At 72.0% G+C, this 20,659-nt stretch carries 14 protein-coding genes; 1 reads left to right on the plus strand and 13 read right to left on the minus strand.

Annotated features, from left to right (window positions below):
• Window positions 1-247: 247 nt before the first annotated feature.
• The 12 genes from EES41_RS13345 to EES41_RS13400 all read right to left on the minus strand — a co-directional run bounded on the left by EES41_RS13345 (window position 248) and on the right by EES41_RS13400 (window position 18,251).
• Window positions 248-4,264 carry an Rne/Rng family ribonuclease gene (locus EES41_RS13345; protein WP_123078301.1) on the minus strand — a complete coding sequence of 1,339 codons (4,017 nt, stop codon included), beginning with the start codon at window positions 4,262-4,264 and terminating at the stop codon, window positions 248-250.
• A 233-nt stretch (window positions 4,265-4,497) separates the two neighbouring features.
• Window positions 4,498-5,277, minus strand: a complete 780-nt coding sequence (locus EES41_RS13350; RefSeq protein WP_123082429.1) for a TIGR03936 family radical SAM-associated protein — start codon at window positions 5,275-5,277, stop codon at window positions 4,498-4,500.
• Between the two features lie 364 nt (window positions 5,278-5,641).
• The gene (locus EES41_RS13355) at window positions 5,642-7,567 is read right to left on the minus strand and encodes a TIGR03960 family B12-binding radical SAM protein (protein WP_174261684.1); all 1,926 of its coding nucleotides are present in this window, start codon (window positions 7,565-7,567) and stop codon (window positions 5,642-5,644) included.
• Between the two features lie 80 nt (window positions 7,568-7,647).
• Window positions 7,648-9,177 carry a CYTH and CHAD domain-containing protein gene (locus EES41_RS13360; RefSeq protein ID WP_123078305.1) on the minus strand — a complete coding sequence of 510 codons (1,530 nt, stop codon included), beginning with the start codon at window positions 9,175-9,177 and terminating at the stop codon, window positions 7,648-7,650.
• Window positions 9,178-9,258: 81 nt separating this feature from the next.
• The gene (gene rodA / locus EES41_RS13365; protein ID WP_123078307.1) at window positions 9,259-10,458 is read right to left on the minus strand and encodes a rod shape-determining protein RodA; all 1,200 of its coding nucleotides are present in this window, start codon (window positions 10,456-10,458) and stop codon (window positions 9,259-9,261) included.
• A gap of 7 nt (window positions 10,459-10,465) precedes the next feature.
• Window positions 10,466-12,643 (minus strand): penicillin-binding protein 2, encoded by a 2,178-nt coding sequence (gene mrdA, locus EES41_RS13370; RefSeq protein ID WP_123078309.1) that lies wholly within the window; start codon window positions 12,641-12,643, stop codon window positions 10,466-10,468.
• A gap of 13 nt (window positions 12,644-12,656) precedes the next feature.
• The gene (gene mreD, locus EES41_RS13375; RefSeq protein ID WP_008738977.1) at window positions 12,657-13,388 is read right to left on the minus strand and encodes a rod shape-determining protein MreD; all 732 of its coding nucleotides are present in this window, start codon (window positions 13,386-13,388) and stop codon (window positions 12,657-12,659) included.
• 12 nt (window positions 13,389-13,400) lie between these two features.
• Window positions 13,401-14,342, minus strand: a complete 942-nt coding sequence (mreC, locus tag EES41_RS13380; RefSeq protein WP_123078311.1) for a rod shape-determining protein MreC — start codon at window positions 14,340-14,342, stop codon at window positions 13,401-13,403.
• A 174-nt stretch (window positions 14,343-14,516) separates the two neighbouring features.
• Window positions 14,517-15,536 (minus strand): rod shape-determining protein, encoded by a 1,020-nt coding sequence (locus tag EES41_RS13385; RefSeq protein WP_008738981.1) that lies wholly within the window; start codon window positions 15,534-15,536, stop codon window positions 14,517-14,519.
• 293 nt (window positions 15,537-15,829) lie between these two features.
• Window positions 15,830-16,243: a nucleoside-diphosphate kinase gene (gene ndk / locus EES41_RS13390; RefSeq protein WP_123078313.1), complete on the minus strand. Its 414-nt coding sequence runs from the start codon at window positions 16,241-16,243 to the stop codon at window positions 15,830-15,832.
• A gap of 109 nt (window positions 16,244-16,352) precedes the next feature.
• On the minus strand, window positions 16,353-16,718 hold the full coding sequence (locus EES41_RS13395) for a DUF4233 domain-containing protein (RefSeq protein ID WP_123078315.1): 366 nt from the start codon (window positions 16,716-16,718) through the stop codon (window positions 16,353-16,355).
• A gap of 3 nt (window positions 16,719-16,721) precedes the next feature.
• On the minus strand, window positions 16,722-18,251 hold the full coding sequence (locus EES41_RS13400; protein ID WP_123078317.1) for a folylpolyglutamate synthase/dihydrofolate synthase family protein: 1,530 nt from the start codon (window positions 18,249-18,251) through the stop codon (window positions 16,722-16,724).
• A gap of 117 nt (window positions 18,252-18,368) precedes the next feature.
• Between EES41_RS13400 and EES41_RS13405 the strand changes: the two genes are divergently transcribed.
• Window positions 18,369-19,433: a rod shape-determining protein gene (locus tag EES41_RS13405; protein ID WP_123078319.1), complete on the plus strand. Its 1,065-nt coding sequence runs from the start codon at window positions 18,369-18,371 to the stop codon at window positions 19,431-19,433.
• Window positions 19,434-19,469: 36 nt separating this feature from the next.
• Here EES41_RS13405 and EES41_RS13410 read toward each other — a convergent pair whose 3' ends face one another.
• Window positions 19,470-20,630, minus strand: coding sequence for a sensor histidine kinase (locus EES41_RS13410; protein WP_123082430.1), 1,161 nt, complete (start codon window positions 20,628-20,630; stop codon window positions 19,470-19,472).
• Window positions 20,631-20,659 lie beyond the last annotated feature (29 nt).

Here is a 20,659-nt window from a genome sequence, read left to right on the forward strand (position 1 = left end):
TCTCTCTCTCACTCGGGACGGATGCTCCTGAAGCCAGCCGCTCAGGCGGGCCGGAGCCCGAACTGATCCGGAATGGACGAGCGGCCTCTCCGGGCAGAGCCTGGAGGAAGGTGCTCAGGAGCGCGGCGCGTAACTACGACACGCCGACGGTCTAGGTTACGGGGCCGGTTGCCGGAGGGTCAAACCGGGGGTCCCGCACACACGCCGTGGGCCCCGCCGCACGGCGGGGCCCACGGTCATGGGCTGGTCAGCCCTCGGTCGGAGCGGAGACGGACGGGGCCGTCTGCTCCGCCGCGGCGGTCTTCTTCGTCGTCCGCTTCGCAGCGGTCTTCTTGGCCGTCGTCTTCTTGGCGACGGTCTTCTTGGCGGTCGTCTTGGCCGCGGCCGCCTTCTTGGCCGGGGCCTTCTTCGCCGTGGTGGTCGCCTTCTTGGCCGGGGCCTTGCGGGCGGCCTTCTTGACCGGCGCCGCCTCGGGCTCGGCCTCGGCCTCCGCGGCGGGCTCGGCCGCCACGGGCTCCGGCTCCGCCACCGGGGCCGCCTCGACGACCACGACGGCCGCCTCGGCCGCGCCCGCCGGGGAACCGGCGGGGGCGGTGGCCTTACGGGTGGCACGGCGGCGCGGACGGGCCGGGGCCGCGTCGGCGACGGGCTCGGCCGGGGCCTCGACGACGACCGGCTCGGGCTCGGCCTCCACGACCGGCTCGGGCTCGGGCTCCGCCACGACGACCGGCTCGGCCTCGGCGACCGGGGCCGGCGCCGTGGCCTTGCGGGTGGCGCGGCGGCGGGTACGGCCCTTCGGCGCGGCCTCGTCGGCCACGACCTCGGCGACGACCTCGGCCACGGCCTCCGACGCCGGAGCGGCCTCGGTGACGACCTCGGCGGCCGGCTCCAGGACGGTGTCGGCGGGCGCGGTCACCGGCTCGGCCTCCACCACGGGGGCCGGAGCCGCCGCGGTCCGCGGGGCGCCCGCGGCAGCGGTCGCCTTACGGGTGGCACGGCGCCGGTTGCGGCGACCGCTCACGGCGGCCTCCGCCTCGGCCGGGTTGCTGTACAGCTCCTCGTCCGCGACGAACTCCGGCTCCGGCAGCGCGACCGGCGCGGCGGCCTCGGCGGCCACCTCCGCTTCGGTCTCGGCCTCGAAGGAATCCGCCTCGACCGACCCGGTCACGTGCTCGTGCTCGTGCTCGTGCTGGTCCGACTCGGACTTGCCGCCGCGGCGCTTGGCGCGCTTGCCGTTGCCACCGCCGCCGACCACGGTCGGCGTCTCCATGTGCACGATCACACCGCGCCCGTTGCAGTGGACGCAGGTCTCGGAGAAGGACTCCAGCAGACCCTGGCCCACCCGCTTGCGGGTCATCTGGACCAGGCCCAGCGAGGTGACCTCGGCCACCTGGTGCTTGGTGCGGTCGCGGCCCAGGCACTCCAGCATGCGCCGCAGCACCAGGTCGCGGTTGGACTCCAGGACCATGTCGATGAAGTCGATGACGACGATGCCGCCCAGGTCGCGCAGCCGCAGCTGGCGCACGATCTCCTCGGCCGCCTCCAGGTTGTTCCTGGTGACGGTCTCTTCGAGGTTGCCGCCCTGACCGGTGAACTTGCCGGTGTTGACGTCGATGACGATCATCGCCTCGGTCTTGTCGATCACGAGGGAGCCGCCCGAGGGCAGCCACACCTTGCGGTCGAGCGCCTTGGCGAGCTGCTCGTCGATCCGGTACGTCGCGAAGACGTCGACCTCGGAGGTCCAGCGGGACAGCCGGTCGGCCAGGTCCGGGGCCACGTGGTTCACGTAGCCGTGGATGGTCTCCCAGGCGCCGTCACCGCTGACGATGACCTTCGAGAAGTCCTCGTTGAAGATGTCGCGCACGACGCGGACGGTCATGTCCGGCTCGCCGTACAGGAGGCTCGGCGAAGAGGTCGAGATCTGCTTCGACTTCTTCTGGATGTCCTCCCACTGGGCCTGAAGGCGCTCGACGTCGCGGCGCAGCTCGTCCTCGCTCGCGCCCTCGGCGGCGGTGCGCACGATGACGCCCGCGTCCTCGGGGACGATCTTCTTGAGGATGGTCTTCAGACGCGCGCGCTCGGTGTCGGGCAGCTTGCGGCTGATGCCGGTCATCGAGCCCTCGGGCACGTAGACCAGGTAGCGGCCGGGCAGCGAGACCTGGCTGGTCAGGCGGGCGCCCTTGTGGCCGATCGGGTCCTTGGTGACCTGCACCAGGACCGACTGGCCGGACTTGAGGGCGGACTCGATGCGGCGCGGCCCGTTGGCCATGCCGAGCGCCTCGAAGTTGACCTCACCGGCGTACAGGACCGCGTTGCGGCCCTTGCCGATGTCGATGAAGGCGGCCTCCATGGACGGCAGCACGTTCTGGACCTTGCCCAGGTAGACGTTGCCGACGTACGAGGTGGCCTCTTCCTTGTTGACGTAGTGCTCGACGAGCACGTTGTCCTCAAGGACGCCGATCTGGGTGCGCTCGCCGGCCTGGCGGACGACCATCACGCGCTCGACGGCCTCGCGGCGGGCCAGGAACTCGGCCTCGGTGATGATCGGGACGCGGCGGCGGCCCTGCTCGCGGCCCTCGCGGCGGCGCTGCTTCTTCGCCTCCAGACGGGTCGAGCCCTTGATGGACTGCACCTCGTCGGACGGCTCGGCCTTCTCGCGGGCCGGGCGCGGCTCGCGGACCTTGACGACGGTGCGTACGCCGTCCTCCTCGCCCGCCTCGGCGTCCGCAGCGGAGTCACCGCTGCGACGGCGACGGCGCCGGCGACGACGGCTGGAGCTGGAGCCGGAGGCCCCGTTCTCCTCGTCGTCGTCCTCGGCGGAGTCCTCGTCCGCGTCGGCCTCCTGCTCGGCGGCCTCGGTCTCGCCCTCGTCCTCGGCGGAGTCGTCGAGGTCGGCGGACTCACCGCGGCGACGGCGACGGCCACCACGACGGCGGCGGCGCGACGGGCGCTCGCCGTCGGTCTCGTCCTCGTCGAGGTCGGCGGCCTCGGCCTCCGGCTCCTCGATCTCGGCCTGCTCCACGTCGGCCACGGTCAGCGGACCGGACTCGGCGGCCGGCGCGGCGGGCTCGGCGGCGGCGCCGCGGCCACGGCGGCGGCGACGGCCGGCGGACTGGGCGGCGGGGGCCTGGACGACCTCGGCCTCGACCTCGGCCTCCTCCTCTTCCTCCTCGGCCTCTTCGGCGCGGGTGGCGGCGGCAGCGGCCGCGGCGGCCATCGCGGCCGTCTCCGGGGTCTGGAACATCGGCTCGGCGAAGACCGGGGCCTGGAACACGGCCACGGCGGGCCGCGCGGCGCGACGGCCACGGGCCGGACCGGCGGGCGCCTCGGCCTCGGCGGCGGGCGCGGGCGCCTGCTGTACGGGGGCGGCCGGAGCGGCGGAGCGGGTGGCGCGGCGGCGGCCACCGCGCTTCGGGGAGTCCACGGCGTCGGCGACCGTGACGGTGGCCTTGGCGGCGGGCTCCTCGACGACGGCCGGCGTCTCCGCGGCGGCCTCGGCGGCCGGGGCGGTGACGGCGCGGGTGGCACGGCGACGGGCACGCGGCGCCGGAGCGGCAGCGGGCTCCTCCACAACCGGAGCGGCAGCAGCGGCGGTGGCCGGAGCGGCCTCGACCACCACGTCGGCGACGGCGGTCTCCGGAGCGGCGACGGCACGGGTGGCACGACGACGGGCACGCGGCGCCGGAGCAGCGGCGGGCTCCTCCACAACCGGAGCGGCAGCAGCGGCGGCGGCCGGAGCGGCCTCGACGACCGCGTCAGCGGCGGCGGTCTCCGGAGCGGCGACGGCACGCGTCGCACGACGACGGGCACGCGGCGCCGGAGCAGCAGCGGGCTCCTCCACAACCGGAGCGGCCTCGACGACCTGGACGACCTCGGCGGCCGGGGTCTCCGGAGCGGCTACGGCACGGGTCGCACGACGACGGGCACGCGGCGCCGGAGCGGCAGTCGGCTCCTCCACAACCGGAGCGGCCTCGACGACCTCGACGACCTCGGCGGCCGGGGTCTCCGGAGCGGCTACGGCACGGGTGGCACGACGACGGGCACGCGGCGCCGGAGCGGCAGCCGGCTCCTCCACAACCGGAGCAGCGGCAGCGGCGGCGGCCGGAGCGGCCTCGTCGGAAGCGGTGGCGGCGGCAGCCGTCGCGCCGGGCGGGCCGGCGGGCCGGGAAGCCGCGCGGCGACGCCTGCGCGGGGGCAGGTTGTCGCTGGGGCTGTCACCGTCGGCGTTGCCGGCGGCGGGGGTGGTGTTCTCGTTGTTGAGCATGCGGGGTTCTCCCGTCACGCTCCCGGGCGCCGCGGCTGACATCCGGTCCGGCGCGGCTCCGCGTAATGAGCGCGGAACCGGCCTCCGGGGCGCGTTCGCCACACGGGAGCTGTAGTCCATGGCCGCCGGTTCCGTACGTCTTGTCCGTACGGCCTGGCGGAAGTCTTCAGGTCAGTTGCGCTGCCCGACCCAGGTGGCTCCCGAGTGCCAGGGCGGCGCGGCAACGACGTTCCTTACGCGGCGGGACCTTCCGGCGCCTTCGCGTCGGCTGCTACGGCGGCCGTGGATGGGGCGGCCGTGACAGCCTCGCGGTCGGGCGCGAGCGGGTCGGTCACCGTGCCGGACTCTTCGTCGAAAAGCCCCTGCGCCAGCCTGGTCACCGCTGCGGGGACCGGCGGCGCCAGGTCGGCCACGACATGGAGACCGGACAGGACGTCGTCGGGTCGCACGGCAGGTGTCAAATGCCGAACAACCAGCCGCAGTATCGCACAAGCATTGTCCAGCGGCCTATCAGCCTGCGCGGTAAGCGCTTCCAGGCTGACCACGGCCGCGCGGGTGTCGAAGGTCCGGATGCCGTTCTTGGTGCGGCGCTGGACCTCCACGGTCTCGGCCGCGAGGAACGCGGCCACGGCCCGCTCGGCGTCGGCGGGCTCCACGCCTTCCAGGCGCAGCTCCCAGACGGAGGCGGTCAGGCGCTCGGCGAGCCCGGAGGTGCGGGCCTCGACGGCGTCGATGATGTCGAGCCCGACCGGCATCGACTCGTCCAGGAGCTCACGGAGCCTGTGCGGGTCGCGGGGCGCGGCGAGCGCGATCTCCAGGTACTCGGCTTCGCTGCCGGTGCCGGTGGGCGCGGCGTTCGCGTACGAGACCCGGGGGTGCGGGGTGAAGCCGGCCGAGTACGCCATGGGCACCTCGGAGCGGCGCAGGGCCCGCTCGAAGGCACGCTGGAAGTCTCGGTGGCTGGTGAACCGGAGGCGGCCGCGCTTGGTGTAGCGCAGTCGAATGCGCTGCACCACCGGTGCGGGAGGCGGGCCTTCGGGCTGTCGCTTGCCCAGTGGTTCTTCTCCTTGTGCGGGGCTCCGCGGCTCGCGCGTCGCCCTGAGCGTCTGTGGACCCGGCAGGCCATGCCCGGCTCCCGGCTCACCCCTGCCGTGTAGCGGGGGGCTCTCGGGGCGGGCGTGTCGCCTACGGGTGTCGTACTACCCAGAGTACGCGCCCGTGACCTCGTCGGTTCCCCGCCAGGAGTACCGAACGGCGCGCGCTTGACGTCGAGGGCGAGGAGGAGGTCCCGGACCGGCCGTACGGGCGGCACGGCCGGGCGGGAAACGCGGGAGGCCCCCACCCGTTGCGGGTGGGGGCCTCTCGTGTTCGCGAGGGTTACTTCACGACCGACAGCGGCAGCAGCTTCTTGCCCGTCGGGCCGATCTGGATCTGCGTGTCCATCTGCGGGCAGACGCCGCAGTCGAAGCAGGGGGTCCAGCGGCAGTCGTCGACCTCGGTCTCGTCGAGGGCGTCCTGCCAGTCCTCCCAGAGCCAGTCCTTGTCGAGACCGGAGTCCAGGTGGTCCCAGGGCAGGACCTCCTCGTAGGTGCGCTCGCGGGTGGTGTACCAGGCCACGTCCACCCCGTACGCGGGCAGGGCCTTCTCGGCGGCCTGCATCCAGCGGTCGTACGAGAAGTGCTCGCGCCAGCCGTCGAAGCGGCCGCCCGACTCGTACACGGCGCGGATGACGTCGCCGATGCGGCGGTCGCCGCGCGAGAGCAGGCCCTCGACGATGCCGGGCTTGCCGTCGTGGTAGCGGAAGCCGATGGAGCGGCCGTACTTCTTGTCGCCGCGGATCTTGTCGCGCAGCTTGGTCAGACGCGCGTCCGTCTCCTCGGCCGAGAGCTGCGGCGCCCACTGGAACGGGGTGTGCGGCTTCGGGACGAACCCGCCGATGGACACGGTGCAGCGGATGTCGTTCTGCCCGGAGACCTCGCGGCCCTTGGCGATGACGTTGACCGCCATGTCGCCGATCTGGAGGACGTCCTCGTCGGTCTCGGTGGGCAGGCCGCACATGAAGTACAGCTTCACCTGGCGCCAGCCGTTGCCGTACGCGGTGGCGACGGTGCGGATGAGGTCCTCTTCCGAGACCATCTTGTTGATGACCTTGCGCATGCGCTCGGAGCCGCCCTCGGGGGCGAAGGTGAGGCCCGAGCGGCGTCCGTTGCGGGTCAGCTCGTTGGCCAGGTCCACGTTGAAGGCGTCCACACGGGTCGAGGGGAGGGACAGGCCCACCTTGTCGTCCGAGTAGCGGTCCGCGAGGCCCTTGGCGATGTCGGCGATCTCGGTGTGGTCCGCGGAGGACAGCGAGAGCAGGCCGACCTCCTCGAAGCCGGTCGCCTTGAGGCCCTTCTCGACCATTTCGCCGATGCCGGTGATGCTTCGCTCCCGCACGGGGCGCGTGATCATGCCGGCCTGGCAGAAACGGCAGCCGCGGGTGCAGCCGCGGAAGATCTCCACGGACATGCGCTCGTGGACGGTCTCGGCGAGCGGGACCAGGGGCTGCTTGGGGTACGGCCACTCGTCGAGGTCCATGACGGTGTGCTTGGACACGCGCCACGGCACGCCGGAGCGGTTCGGGACGACGCGGCCGATGCGGCCGTCCGGCAGGTACTCGACGTCGTAGAAGCCCGGGACGTAGACGCCGCCGGTCTTCGCGAGGCGCAGCAGGACCTCCTCGCGCCCGCCCGGGCGGCCCTCGGCCTTCCAGGCGCGGATGATCTCGGTCATGTCGAGGACGGCCTGCTCGCCGTCGCCGATGACGGCGCAGTCGATGAACTCGGCGATCGGCTCGGGGTTGAAGGCCGCGTGGCCGCCCGCGAGGACGATCGGGTGGTCCACCGTACGGTTGCGGGCCTCCAGCGGGATGCCCGCGAGGTCGAGCGCCGTGAGCATGTTGGTGTAGCCGAGCTCGGTGGAGAAGGAGAGCCCGAACACGTCGAAGTCACCGACCGGGCGGTGGCTGTCGACGGTGAACTGCGGGACCTGGTGCTCGCGCATGAGCTCTTCCAGGTCCGGCCACACGCTGTAGGTGCGCTCGGCGAGGACGCCCTCGCGTTCGTTGAGCACCTCGTACAGGATCATGACGCCCTGGTTGGGGAGGCCCACCTCGTACGCGTCCGGGTACATGAGCGCCCAGCGGACGTCCGCGCTCTCCCACGGCTTCACGGTGGAGTTGAGCTCACCACCGACGTACTGGATGGGCTTCTGCACATGCGGGAGCAGAGCTTCGAGCTGTGGGAAGACCGACTCGGACATCACGCGACTTTCGTGAAGCGGGCAGGGGGCAGCTCTCAAGCGTACCCCGCTGCCCGGGCGGCACCCGCCGCGTCGATCACCGGTCAGCCGCGCGGGGCCGCCCGCAGCTCGGGGTCGCGGGCCGCCGCCCAGACGTCGGTGAGTTCCTGTTCGCGCCGCTCGGCCAGGGACTCCTCGCGGGCGTGGACGACACCCCAGGTGAAGGCGGACTCCCCCGCCGCGGTGGCCTGGACGCCGAGGCCGAGCAGGGCCTCGCGGGCGACGACGCTGTCCTGGTGGTCGCCGAGCAGCGTCTGCACCTTCTTCACGGCCTCGGCCAGGCGTTTCGCGGGCTTGCCGAGGGCCGGTACGGCCGCTTCAGCCGCGTAGCGGGAGCGTTTGGCGGCCTTGCGGGCCTCGTGCAGGGCCAGGTCGCGCTCGTGGCCCGGTTCCAGGTCCAGGGCGGTGGCGATCCGCTTCGCGAGCCGCCGGTGGTCGTGCAGCACGGCCTTGGGCAGGACGCTGTCGGCGGGCTCGTCGGCGCCCTCCAGCAGCGGCGGGTCGGCGAGCAGGGCGTCGAGGGCGTCCAGGAGGGCCACGTACCGCTTGCTGTCCAGGGCGGCGAGGGCGCGCCGCCGGGAGCCGGAGCGGCGGGCGTTGTTCCACACCCGGAGCCGGCCGCGGACCGGGCCGAGCAGCAGGGTGCGCGGGAGTTCGCCGAGCCGGGTCTGGAGCCGGTCGAGCAGGACCTCCTGGTCGCGGTCGACGCCGAGTTCGGCTGCGAGCCAGCGCAGCTCGTCGCCGAGGGGGTCGGTGACCTCCCGGTCCAGCACCTTGCCGTAGGTCTTGAAGGCGCTGCGCATCCGCCGGGTGGCCACGCGCAGCTGGTGGACGGAGTCGGGCAGGTTCCGGCGTACGGCGGGGTCGTGCGCGATCACGGCGTCGAGCTGTTCGCGCAGGTACGAGAGGACGTACGCGCCCGCCGCCCCGTCGGCGGGACCGGTCCCGGGCCGGGCGGGCGGCGCGGCGCCGGTCTCGGTGAGGGCGCGGGCCAGCTTCGAAGGGGCGTCGCTGACGCGGAGTCCGGCCTTGCGGAACTTCTTCTCGACGGCGTCGAGCAGCGCCGGGTCGACGTCGTCGGCGAGTTCCACCTCGACCTCGGTCCAGCCGGTGGTGGCCTCGCCGCGCTCGGCCCGGACGGTGTCGGTGGACAGTTCGGCGAGCAGGGCCCCGTCGGCGTCGAGGAGGTGGCTGACCCGGCGCGAGGAGCGCAGCCGGACCTGGGGCTCCAGGGCGCCGCCGCGGACCCGGGAGCGGAGCAGGGCGGCGAGGGCGGGGGGCACCGTGTCGCCGAGCGGCGCCGCGATCTCGTCGCGGACTCCGGGTGAGACGGGGATCTTGAGGTGCCAGCCGGCGTCGCCGCCGCCGGTCCTGCGCCGCAGGGTCAGGCCGTCGGCGGCGAGCCGCTGGTCGGGGGTGTCGTAGTAGACGGCGTCGAGGTCGACGGTGCCCTCGTCACGGACGGCCGCGACGGCGGCCGTGCCGGTCAGGTCCGGCAGCGCCCGCCGGGTGGCTTTCGACGCCTTCTCGGAGAACTCGAATTTCCGCTCGATCTCGCGCTTGGTGTCCGCCATGAACCGAATTTAGTCCTCCCCGGATCACGACGGCGGGGTGAACGGGGAATCGGGGGCGTTTAGGCGGCGGATCGGCCACGACTAGGCCGACATCGGACGTTGCACCCTGATCGACTGCAACAGTCCGACCGCCACCCAGACGGCGAACATCGACGATCCTCCGTAGGACACGAACGGCAGGGGCAGCCCCGCCACCGGCATGATCCCGAGGGTCATCCCGATGTTCTCGAAGGCCTGGAAGGCGAACCAGGCGATGATCCCGGCCGCCACGATCGTTCCGTAGAGCTCGGTGGTCTCCCGGGCGATCAGGCAGGCCCGCCACAGCACCACGCCGAGCAGGACGAGGATCAGCCCGGCCCCGAGGAAGCCCAGCTCCTCCCCCGCCACGGTGAAGACGAAGTCGGTCTGCTGCTCGGGGACGAACTGGCCGGTGGTCTGCGAGCCCTTGAACAGCCCGGAGCCGGTGAGACCGCCGGAGCCGATCGCGATGCGCGCCTGGTTGGTGTTGTAGCCGACGCCCGCGGGGTCGAGCTCGGGGTTGGCGAAGGCCGCGAAGCGGTTGATCTGGTACTCGTCGAGGACGCCGAGCTGCCAGATCAGGATGGCGCCGGTGGCGCCCGAACCGAGCAGCCCGAGCACCCAGCGGTTGGAGGCGCCGGAGGCCAGCAGCACGCCGAGCACGATGATCACCATGACCATGACCGAGCCGAGGTCGGGCATCAGCATGACGATGCCCATCGGGGCGGCCGCCAGGCAGAGCGCCTTGACCACGGTCCGGTGGTCGGGATGGGACAGGTCACCGGCGTCGACCCGGGCCGCCAGCAGCATCGCCATGCCCAGGATGATCGTGATCTTCACGAACTCGGAGGGCTGGAGCGAGAAGCCGCCGCCGATGACGATCCAGGCGTGGGCGCCGTTGATGGTCGCGCCGAGCGGGGTGAGCACGGCGAGGATCAGCAACAGCGAGAGCCCGTAGAGGACCGGCACGGCGCCGCGCAGCGTGCGGTGGCCGAGCCAGACCGTGCCGATCATCAGCACCAGGCCGATGCCGGTGTTCAGGGCGTGCCGCAGCAGGAAGTAGTACGGGTCGCCCTGGTTGAGGCTGGTCCGGTTGCGGGTCGCCGACCACACCAGCATCGAGCCGATGAAGGACAGCGCGAGCGCGGACAGCAGTATCGGCCAGTCGAGCCGGCGCAGCACCGAGTCGCGCGAGGTCAGCTTGGCCACCGGCCCGCGCTGGGGCGCGTACCGGGAGACGGAGAACTTGTTGGCGGTCTGCATCGGGGCCTCAGTCCTGCCGCGCGCTGGGCGGGGCGGGCGGTCCGGCGAGCGCGGGCGGCGCCGAGTCCTCCGGGGACGGGGGCACGTACGGCTTGACCTCGGGCGAGTCGATGGAGCCGTCGGGCTGGATGGTGGGCAGCTTCGCCTCGGGCTTGAGCAGCAGGGCCTTCTTCGGGTCCTGCTTGCCGGCCATGTCGAGGCCGTAGATGGCGTTGTAGACGTTGCGCACGGCCGGACCGGAGGCACCGGAGCCGGTACCACCCTGGGAGATCGTCATCACGATCGTGTAGTCCTCGGTGTACGTGGCGAACCAGGAGGTCGTCTGCTTGCCGTAGACCTCGGCGGTACCGGTCTTGGCGTGCATCGGGATCTGCTTCTGCGGCCAGCCGCCGAAGCGCCAGGCGGCGGTACCGCGGGTGGCGACGCCTTCGAGCGCCTCGTCGATCTGGTCGCGGGTCTTCGTGGTCATCGGCAGCTTGCCGTGGGCCTGCGGCTTGATCTCCTCGACGTTCTTGCCGTCGGCGCTGATGACGGCCTTGCCGATGGTCGGGTTCCACATGGTGCCGCCGTTGGAGATGGCCGCGTAGATGGTGGCCATCTGGATCGGGGTGACGAGCGTGTCGCCCTGGCCGATGGAGTAGTTGACGGAGTCACCGGCGCGCATGAGGTTGCCTTCGAGGCAGTTCTCGTAGGACAGCAGCTCGATGTAGGTGCCGCCCTTCTTGCCGGTCTTGCACCACTGGTCCTTGTTGGCTTCCCAGAACCGCTGCTTCCACTGGCGGTCCGGGACGCGGCCCTTCTCCTCGCCCGGCAGGTCCACGCCGGTCTCGGCGCCGAGGCCGAACTGGTGGGCCGTCTTGTAGAAGATGTCCGCCGGGTTCTTCACCGGCTTCAGGGCGCCGTCCTTCTGCCACTGCTGGTGGGCGAGGGCGTAGAAGACGGTGTCGCAGGACACCTCCAGGGCCTGGCCCAGGGTGATGGAGCCGTGGCCCTGGGACTCGAAGTTCTTGAAGACCTGGCCGCCGATGGAGTACGAGCTGGGGCAGGGGTAGTTGCCGTCGAACTTGTACCCGGCGTTGACGGCGGCCGTGGTGGGGATGACCTTGAAGATCGAGCCCGGGGCCGCCTGGCCCTGGATCGCCCGGTTCATCAGCGGGACGTTGGAGGACTTGGCGGTGAGCTTGGCGTAGTCCTTGCCGGAGATCCCGCCGACCCAGACGTTCGGGTCGTACGTCGGGTTGGAGGCCATCGCGACGACGCGGCCGGTCTTGGACTCCAGCACCACGATGGCGCCGGCGTCGGCCTTGTAGGGGACCCCGGTGTTGCGGTCGATCTGCTTGCGGGCCTCGACCATGGCCGCGTTCAGCTCGAACTCGGCGACGCCCTGGACGCGGGCGTCGATGCTGGTCACGAGGTTCGCGCCGGGGACCGCCGGGTCGTTCGCGGCCTCGCCGATGACCCGGCCGAGGTTGTCCACCTCGTAGCGGGTGACACCGGACTTGCCGCGCAGCGCCTTGTCGTAGGTGCGCTCCAGTCCGAAGCGGCCCACCTGGTCGGAGCGCAGGAACGGCGAGTTGGTGTTCTTGGCCTTGACGATCTCGTCGTCGGTGACCGGCGAGAGGTAGCCGAGCACCTGGCCGGTGTTGGCGCCGCCGGGGGCCGGGTAGCGGCGTACGGCGGTGGGCTCGGCGGTGATGCCGGGGAAGTCCTCGGGGCGCTCGCGGATCTGCAGCGCCTGCTGGGTGGTCGCCTCGTCGGTGACCGGGATGGGCTGGTACGGGGAGCCGTTCCAGCAGGGCTGGGGGGTCTTGGAGTCGCAGAGCCGGACCTTGTCCATGACGTCCTGCGGCTTCATGTCGAGCACCCCGGCGAGCCGGGTCAGGACGCCTTTGCCCTTGTCCTTTATCTTCATCAGCTCGGTGCGGCTGGCGGAGACGACCAGGCGGGTCTCGTTGTCGGCGAGCGGCACGCCGCGCGCGTCCAGGATCGAGCCGCGCACGGCGGGCTGGACGACCTGCTGGACGTGGTTGTTCTTGGCCTCGTCGGAGTACTCCGCGCCGTTGCGGATCTGGAGGTACCAGAGCCGCCCCCCGAGGGTGAACAGCAGCGAGAAGACGAGCACCTGGATGATGACGAGCCGGATCTGCACCCGAGGGGTGCGGCCGGTCTCCGGAATGTTGGTCACGCCTGCTCCCCCGTCACGGCTTCTTGACGCTCTTCACGCCTTTGATGCCTTTGACGCCCTTGACACTCTTGACGCCCTTCACACCCTTTATGCGTACGGCCCGGTTGGCCCGGCCGCGCGCGGTACGCATCCGCAGGCCGCCGCGCTGGCTGCCGATCCGCAGCCCGGTGCCGCCGGCCAGCCAGCCGGAGGCCACGTCCTTGCCCTGCGGTGCTCCGCCGTTGGCCTCGACGGCCATCGGGTCGTTCTCGGCTCGGCGCGCCAGGGCCATGATGAACGGCACCGTGAACGGGGCGAGCAGCAGGTCGTACAGGGTCGCCGTGAACAGCAGCCCGGTCAGGCCCACGTGCCGGGCGGCGGTGTCGCCGACGAGGGCGCCGACCCCCGCGTACAGCAGGGTGGAGCCGATCGCGGCGGCGACGACGGTCAGCATCGGGCCCCAGGCGGAGCGGAACCGCCCGCTGTCGGGGCGGGCCAGGCCGACGAGGTAGCCGATGAGGCACAGGACGAGCGCGTAGCGCCCGGCGGCGTGGTCGGCGGGCGGGGCCAGGTCCGCGAGGAGACCGGCGCCGAAGCCGATGAGGGCGCCGCTGACGTGCCCGTACACCAGAGCGAGGGCGACGACGGTCAGCAGCACCAGGTCGGGTACGGCGCCGGGCAGTTGCAGCCGGCCCAGGACGGAGACCTGGATGACGAGGGCGACCACGACCAGCGTGGCCGAGAGCAGGATCCGGTTGAAGCGCATGGCGGTCAGCTCCTACTCGTCGGCCGGCTTGGCGGGCGCGCTCGCGGACGGGGTGACCGTGACGGTGACCGTCGGGGTCGGCTTGGGCGGTGCGGGCTTGGGGGGCAGCACGGCGTCGCGCGGGTCCTCGCGCGGGGGCATGACCACGACGCCGACGATGTCGAGGCGGGAGAACCCGACGAACGGGCGGACCCAGACGGTGCGGGTCAGGTCGCCGCGCGAGGGGTCGACCTTGACCACCTCGCCGATGGGGACACCGGGGACGAAGGGCTTGTTGCCGCGCGACCCGAAGGTGAGGAGCCGGTCGCCGGGGTTGATCTTCGCCTTGCCGTTGAGCATCTGGACGGACAGGGCGCGGTCGCCCTGGCCGGTGGCGAAGCCCAGCTCGCCGGTCTTCTCCAGGCGGGTGCCGACGGTGAAGTCGGGGTCGTTGGCGAGGACCACGGTGGCGGTGTCCGGGCCGACGGTGGCGACGCGGCCGACGAGCCCGTCGCCGTTGAGGACGGTCATGTCGCGCTCGATGCCGTCCTTGCTGCCGGCGTCGATGGTCACGGTCCAGGAGAAGCCCTGAGCCGCTCCTATGGCGATGACCTCGGCGCCCTTGATGCCGTACTGGCCGGCTCCGGCGCGCTTGAGCATCTCGTCGAGCTCGTGGATCCGGCTGCGGGTCTGGTCCTCGCTGCCGAGCTTGGCCTTCAGGGCCGCGTTCTCGCGGGTCAGCGTGGCGATGCGGTTGTGGCGCTCACCGGAGTCCCGTACCGCCCCTATGGCGTTGGCGACCGGGTCGACCGCGGTCGCGACGCCCTCCTCGACCGGGCCGAAGACCGCCGCGGCGGCCTGCCGGGCACCGTCGACCGGAGAATCCTCGCCCGTTCTGATGTCCACCGTGATCAGCGCGAACGCGATGGCGATCAGAAGAACCAGGAGCAGCCGGCTTTCTCGTGTGTCCCTCACGTGCGGCGGCCGTGCCTTCCTCGTAGATACCCGTGCGGCGAAGCCGCTCCGGTGGGCCGTGGAGCCGTGATCCCCACCGGACTGTGCCTGTATATCAACGATCCGCCGCACGGGCCCGGTAGCACCCGTACGGCGGATCCTTGTGTTCCGCATGCCCCCCGAACGGGGGGTCTATCACCGCCGGGGCTGGGCGTCCAGAACCTGCTGGAGCGCCTCGAACTCCTCCACGCACTTGCCGGAGCCGAGGGCCACGGAGTCGAGGGGATCCTCGGCGATGTGGATCGGCATGCCGGTCTCGCGGCGCAGCCGCTCGTCCAGGCCGCGCAGCAGGGCGCCGCCGCCGGTGAGGACGATGCCGCGGTCCATGATGTCGCCGGAGAGCTCCGGCGGGCACTTGTCGAGGGTGGTCTTGACCGCGTCGACGATGGCGTTGACCGGCTCCTCGATGGCCTTGCGCACCTCGGCGGCCGAGATGACGACCGTCTTGGGCAGCCCGGAGACCAGGTCGCGGCCGCGGATCTCGGTGTGCTCGTCCTTGTCGAGGTCGTACGCCGACCCGATCGTGATCTTGATCTGCTCGGCGGTGCGCTCGCCGAGGAGGAGCGAGTACTCCTTCTTGATGTGCTGGATGATCGCGTTGTCCAGCTCGTCGCCGGCGACCCGGATGGACTGCGCCGTGACGATTCCGCCGAGGGAGATGACGGCGACCTCGGTGGTGCCGCCGCCGATGTCCACGACCATGTTGCCGGTGGCCTCGTGGACGGGCAGGCCCGAGCCGATGGCGGCGGCCATGGGCTCTTCGATGATGTGCACCTGGCGGGCGCCGGCCTGCGTGGACGCCTCGATCACGGCGCGTCGCTCGACTCCGGTGATGCCGGAGGGTACGCAGACCACGACGCGCGGGCGGGCCAGGTAGCGGCGCTTGTGGATCTTGAGGATGAAGTACCGGAGCATGCGCTCGGTGATCTCGAAGTCGGCGATCACGCCGTCCTTGAGGGGCCGTACGGCGACGATGTTGCCGGGCGTGCGCCCGATCATCTTCTTCGCCTCCGAGCCGACCGCCAGGATGCCACCGGTGTTCGTGTTGATGGCGACCACGGACGGCTCGTTCAGGACGATCCCCCGGCCCCTCACGTACACCAGCGTGTTGGCGGTCCCGAGGTCGATCGCCATGTCACGGCCGATGAACGACATTTTGTTCCCCTTGTTCCCCATGAGGAGCGTCTGGCCTTCCAGTTGATAGCGGCTGCTGTCAGGTCGGCGAGGTGGGTGTGTGGGTGGAGGCCCCATCGTAGTGCCGCATGTGCTGCCGGCGCGCGACGGGACTCCGGCAATCCCGCCGGAATGGATACCCGCCCCCATAGTGGTGACGTCGTGCCCTGTCGATGCGTTCCCGCAAGCGGCCTCGAATACCGAAGGGCGACCGAAATTACTTCGGTCGCCCCAGGTCATGAGCGCTATTCGGCTGATGTCTCGTCAGGAAGGACTCATCCGAGGACGGGGAAGAACAGCTTCAGCTCGCGCTCGGCGGACTCCTCGGAATCCGAGGCGTGGATCAGGTTCTCCCGGGTGATGGAACCGAAGTCACCCCGGATGGAGCCGGGCGCCGCGGCGATCGGATCGGTGGGACCGGCCAGCTGGCGGACACCCTCGATCACGCGTTCCCCTTCGACGACCAGGACCACGACCGGACCGCTCGCCATGAAGCCCATGAGGGGCTCGTAGAAGGGCTTGCCCTTGTGCTCGCCGTAGTGGGTCTCCAGGGTCTCCTGGTCCAGCGTACGCAGCTCCATCGCGGGAACGCTCCAGCCGGCCTTGCGCTCGATCCGGCCGATGATCTCGCCGATCAGGCCGCGACGGACGGCGTCCGGCTTGAGGATGACGAGGGTGCGCTGGGTCATGTTTCGGCTCCTTGCGGCAAACGGGTGCGGTCCCACGAATCTACAGGGGCCCCGGGGCGCCACCGTCCGCAGCCCGCGCGCCGGCGGGAGCGCCCCGTACCGCCCCGCCTCAGGCCTGCCGGGCCTCGGCCGGGGCCTGCGCCTCGCTCTGCGCCGCCCAGCGGGCCTTGATCGTGTCGATGCGGCGGCCGTAGTGCACCGAGCACCACCACAGGCCCGCGAAGACCGCGCCCAGGACGAACATCATCGGAACGACCAGCCCGCTGAGGATCAGCCCGATCTGGAGCGCCCAGCCGATCTGCACCGCTCCCGGCCGCGACAGCATCCCGCACAGCAGCACCGACAGCAGCATGGCGATCCCGCACACCGTCCAGACGGTCGCCTGGGTCAGGTCCGGGTCCTTCATCGCGACCAGCCCCGCGAAGCCGATCACGAAGAACTCGCCGATCAGCGTCGAAGCACACAGCGTGCGCATCCCTCAGCCCCTCTTCAGCAGCAGGCGGGCCTCGCCCACCGTGATCACGGAGCCGGTCACCAGGACCCCGGCCCCTCCGTACTCGGCCTCTTCCTCCGCCAGGGTGATCGCCGCCTCCAGGGCGTCGTCCAGCCGCGGCTCCACCTGGACCCGGTCCGGGCCGAAGACCTCGACCGCGATAGCGGCCAGCTCGTCCGCGCTCATCGCCCGGTGGCTGGTGTTCTCGGTGACGACGACCTCCGCGAGGATCGGCTCGAACGCCTCGAAGACGCCCTTGACGTCCTTGCCGTCGCTCGCGCCCACGACCCCGATCAGCCGGCTGAACCCGAACGCCTCGGTCACCGCCTCCGCCGTGACCTGCGCCCCGGCCGGGTTGTGCGCGGCGTCCAGCACCACGGTGGGGCTGCGCCGGACGACCTCCATGCGGCCCGGCGAGGTCGCCGAGGCGAAGGCCCGCCGTACGGTGTCCGCGTCCAGGACCCGGGCCTGCTGCCCGCCGATGCCGAAGAAGGCCTCGACGGCCGCCAGGGCCACGGCCGCGTTGCGCGCCATGTGGGCGCCGTACATCGGCAGGAAGATCCCGTCGTACTCGCCGCCGACGCCGCGCAGGGTCAGCATCTGCCCGCCGACCGCCACCTCGCGGGAGACCACGCCGAACTCCATGCCCTCGCGGGCCACGGTCGCGTCGACCTCGACGGCCTTCTTCAGCAGCACCTGCGCCGCGTCCACCGGCTGCTGCGCCAGGATCACGGTGGCGTCCTGCTTGATGACGCCGCCCTTCTCCTGGGCGATCTCGCCGGGCGTGGAGCCGAGCCGGTCCGTGTGGTCCAGGCTGATCGGGGTGATCACCGCGACCGTCCCGTCGATCACGTTGGTCGCGTCCCAGGATCCGCCCATGCCGACCTCGACGACGGCCACGTCGACCGGGGCGTCCGCGAAGGCCGCGTACGCCATCCCGGTGAGGACCTCGAAGAAGGACAGCCGGTACTCCTCGGCGGCGTCGACCATCTCCACGTACGGCTTGACGTCGTGATAGGTCTCGACGAACCGCTCGGCGCTGATCGGCGCCCCGTCCAGGCTGATCCGCTCGGTGACCGACTGCACGTGCGGGCTGGTGTAGCGGCCGGTGCGCAGCTCGAAGGCGTTCAGCAACGCCTCGATCATGCGGGCGGTGCTGGTCTTGCCGTTGGTGCCGGTGATGTGGATGGAGGGGTACGCGCGCTGCGGCTCCCCCAGTACGTCCATCAGGGCGGCGATGCGGGAGACGGAAGGCTCCAGCTTGGTCTCGCCCCAGCGGGAGGCGAGCTCCTCCTCCACCTCGCGCAGGGCCTTGTCCACCTCCGGGTTGGCGGGGCGGGCGGGCACCTGGTCGGTCTGCGGGGCTCCGCCGTGTGCGCGCAGGGTGCGACTGCCGGCCTCGATCACCGCCAGGTCGGGGTCTCGGTCGGATTCTTCCGCCACGATCCGGTCGAACGCGTCGGGGCTCTCGCCGAGGTCGTCGGGGCCGTTGCTCTCGGGCTGCTGCTCACTCACAGGGCCAGTCTACGGACGAAGCCCGGCGGGACTTTCGGCCCGGGCGTTTCGGGACCTTCGGCGGAGAGGTCGACCAGATCGTTATGCAAGCCTTGCGGGCAGGAGATTGGGGAACAAATGGCGCAGGCGCGCAGGGAAAAGACACGGCCCGACAAGGCGGCTTCCAGCCGCGACATAGGCATCGACCTGGGGACCGCCAACACCCTCGTCTACGCCCGGGGCCACGGGATCGTCCTCAACGAGCCGTCCGTGGTGGCCGTCAGGGCGGGAACCACCACGGCGCTGGCCGTGGGCGCCGAGGCCAAGGAGACCATCGGCCGCACCCCCGGCTCCATCACCGCGATCCGCCCGCTCAAGGACGGGGTGATCTGTGACTACGAGGCCGCCGAGGAGATGATCCGGCACTTCGTGCGCAAGGCCGTCCCGGGACGGCGGACCCGCACCCGGATGGTGATCTGCGTGCCGTCCGGAGTGACCCCGGTGGAGCGGCGGGCCATCGTCCACGCCTCCACCCGGGCCGGGGCGAGGAGCGTGCACCTGATCGAGGAGCCGATGGCGGCCGCGATCGGCGCCGGACTGCCGGTGGCCGAGCCGCGCGGCTCCATGGTCGTGGACATCGGCGGCGGCACCTCCGAGGTCGCCGTCATCTCGCTGGGCGGCATCGTCACCTCGCGCTCCCTGCGGGTCGGCGGGGACCGGTTGGACGCCGCGATCACGGACTACGTGCGCAAGGAACACGGCCTGCTCATCGGCGAGCGCACCGCCGAGGACGTCAAGATCGGCATCGGCTCGGCCTGGCCGGTGCCGGACCGGCCGGAGCTGGAGACGCGGACGTTCACCGTGCGCGGCCGCGAGCGGGTCGGCGGCATGCCGAAGACGCTCCAGCTGACCACGGCGGACGTCCGGGCCGCGCTCGACGAGCAGGTCGAGGCGATCATCGCGGCGGTGCGCGCCACGCTGGAGGAGTGCCCGCCGGAGCTGTCCGGCGACGTGATGGAACACGGCATCGTCCTGACGGGCGGCGGCGCGCTGCTCCCGGGCCTGGACCTGCGGATGGCCTCGGCGACGCGCATCCCGGTCTTCGTGGCGGACTCCCCGCTGGACTGCGTGGCGTTGGGCTCGGGCCGGTGCGTGGAGGACCTGGACACCCTCGGCAGCCTGCTGGCGCCGGCGAAGGCCTAGCGGGCGGGGAACCGCGCCGGGGCCGGGAGACGCCTCCTAGCCGCGCGGCAGCACCGCCACCACGGAGTACGAGTCCTTCGTGCGCGTAGCCGTCAGGGTGCCGCCCAGACTGCGGACGCGTTCGGCCATGCTCGCCGTGCCCGAGCCGGCCGAGACGGGGGCGCGGCCCGGGACCCGGCCCGGGACGCGGGCGGCGAGGCCGTTGCTGACGGTGATCCGCAGCCGGGGTCCGTCCGCGGCGATGGACACCTCGATGGTCTCCCCGTGGGCGTGCTTGGCCGCATTGGTCAGGCACTCCTGAACCACCCGGTAGACCGCCGCCTGCCGCAGCGGCGACAGCCCGCGCGCCTCGGGGGCCATCACCAGCCGGACCGGCGATCCGGCCCGTCCGCTCTCCTCCGCGAGCGCCGCCAGCCCGTCCACGCCCGGGGTCGAGGTCCGCTCCCCGCGCTGCACGATGATCTCGTTCAGCACCAGGTGCGCCCGCCGCGCGGTGTCGGCGAGCTCCTCGAAGTCCTTCGCGTGCACCGTCTCCCGCGAGCGCACCGACAGCACCTCGGAGCGCACCGTGAGCAGGGTCAGCTCCCGCCCGACGAAGTCGTGGACGTCCCGCGCGACCGAGGTGCGCTCCTGCTGGACGGCCTGGAGCACGGCGGACTCGGCACGCCGGACGTCGAGTTCGCGCACCAGGTCGTGCCGGTACGCGGCGATGCCGACGGCGGAGGCGAGCACCCCGATCGGCACGACCAGGCTGAGGAAGGAGCTGAGGCTCGCGCCCGCGGGCTCGGGCCAGCCCGGCACGCTGAACATGGCGAGCGCGAAGGCCACGTAACCGACGGTGGCGAGGACGCCTGCCCGGCGCCCCCGGAAGCGGCCGACCGAGTACAGGGCGAACTGGATCAGCGTCAGCTCGTGCAGCCACCCGATGAAGAGCAGGGACACGGCGTACGCGATCCACGGCCTCCGGCGCCGCGCGAGCAGGCTCGTACAGCCCACGGCGAGTACGGCGGCGGCGCTCGGACCGCCCAGGGAGTTGTCGGCGGCGGCGAGGCCGGGCAGGTCCAGCGCCATCAGTGCGAGGCAGCTCAGTGCCGTGAGGACGTCAAGCGCCCGTGGCGACCCGGACCAGCTCTCACCGAGGCGGCGGCCGGCCGCCGAGACACGGTGGAGCGCCGAGGCGGCGGGCTTGACGTGCATGCCCTCCATCATCCGTGCTCGGCCCCCGT

Origin of the sequence: Streptomyces sp. ADI95-16 (assembly GCF_003721495.1) — a bacterium.
GTDB classification, from domain to species: Bacteria; Actinomycetota; Actinomycetes; order Streptomycetales; family Streptomycetaceae; genus Streptomyces; species Streptomyces goshikiensis.

Coding starts and splice junctions, on each gene's coding strand:
- mreD (WP_008738977.1), bottom strand. CDS start 13,388: ATGCGCTTCAACCGGATCCTGCTCTCGGCCACGCTGGTCGTGGTCGCC.
- EES41_RS13360 (WP_123078305.1), bottom strand. CDS start 9,177: ATGGCGGACACCAAGCGCGAGATCGAGCGGAAATTCGAGTTCTCCGAG.
- EES41_RS13405 (WP_123078319.1), top strand. CDS start 18,369: ATGGCGCAGGCGCGCAGGGAAAAGACACGGCCCGACAAGGCGGCTTCC.
- EES41_RS13345 (WP_123078301.1), bottom strand. CDS start 4,264: ATGCTCAACAACGAGAACACCACCCCCGCCGCCGGCAACGCCGACGGT.
- EES41_RS13410 (WP_123082430.1), bottom strand. CDS start 20,630: ATGCACGTCAAGCCCGCCGCCTCGGCGCTCCACCGTGTCTCGGCGGCC.
- rodA (WP_123078307.1), bottom strand. CDS start 10,458: ATGCAGACCGCCAACAAGTTCTCCGTCTCCCGGTACGCGCCCCAGCGC.
- EES41_RS13395 (WP_123078315.1), bottom strand. CDS start 16,718: ATGCGCACGCTGTGTGCTTCGACGCTGATCGGCGAGTTCTTCGTGATC.
- ndk (WP_123078313.1), bottom strand. CDS start 16,243: ATGACCCAGCGCACCCTCGTCATCCTCAAGCCGGACGCCGTCCGTCGC.
- EES41_RS13385 (WP_008738981.1), bottom strand. CDS start 15,536: ATGTCGTTCATCGGCCGTGACATGGCGATCGACCTCGGGACCGCCAAC.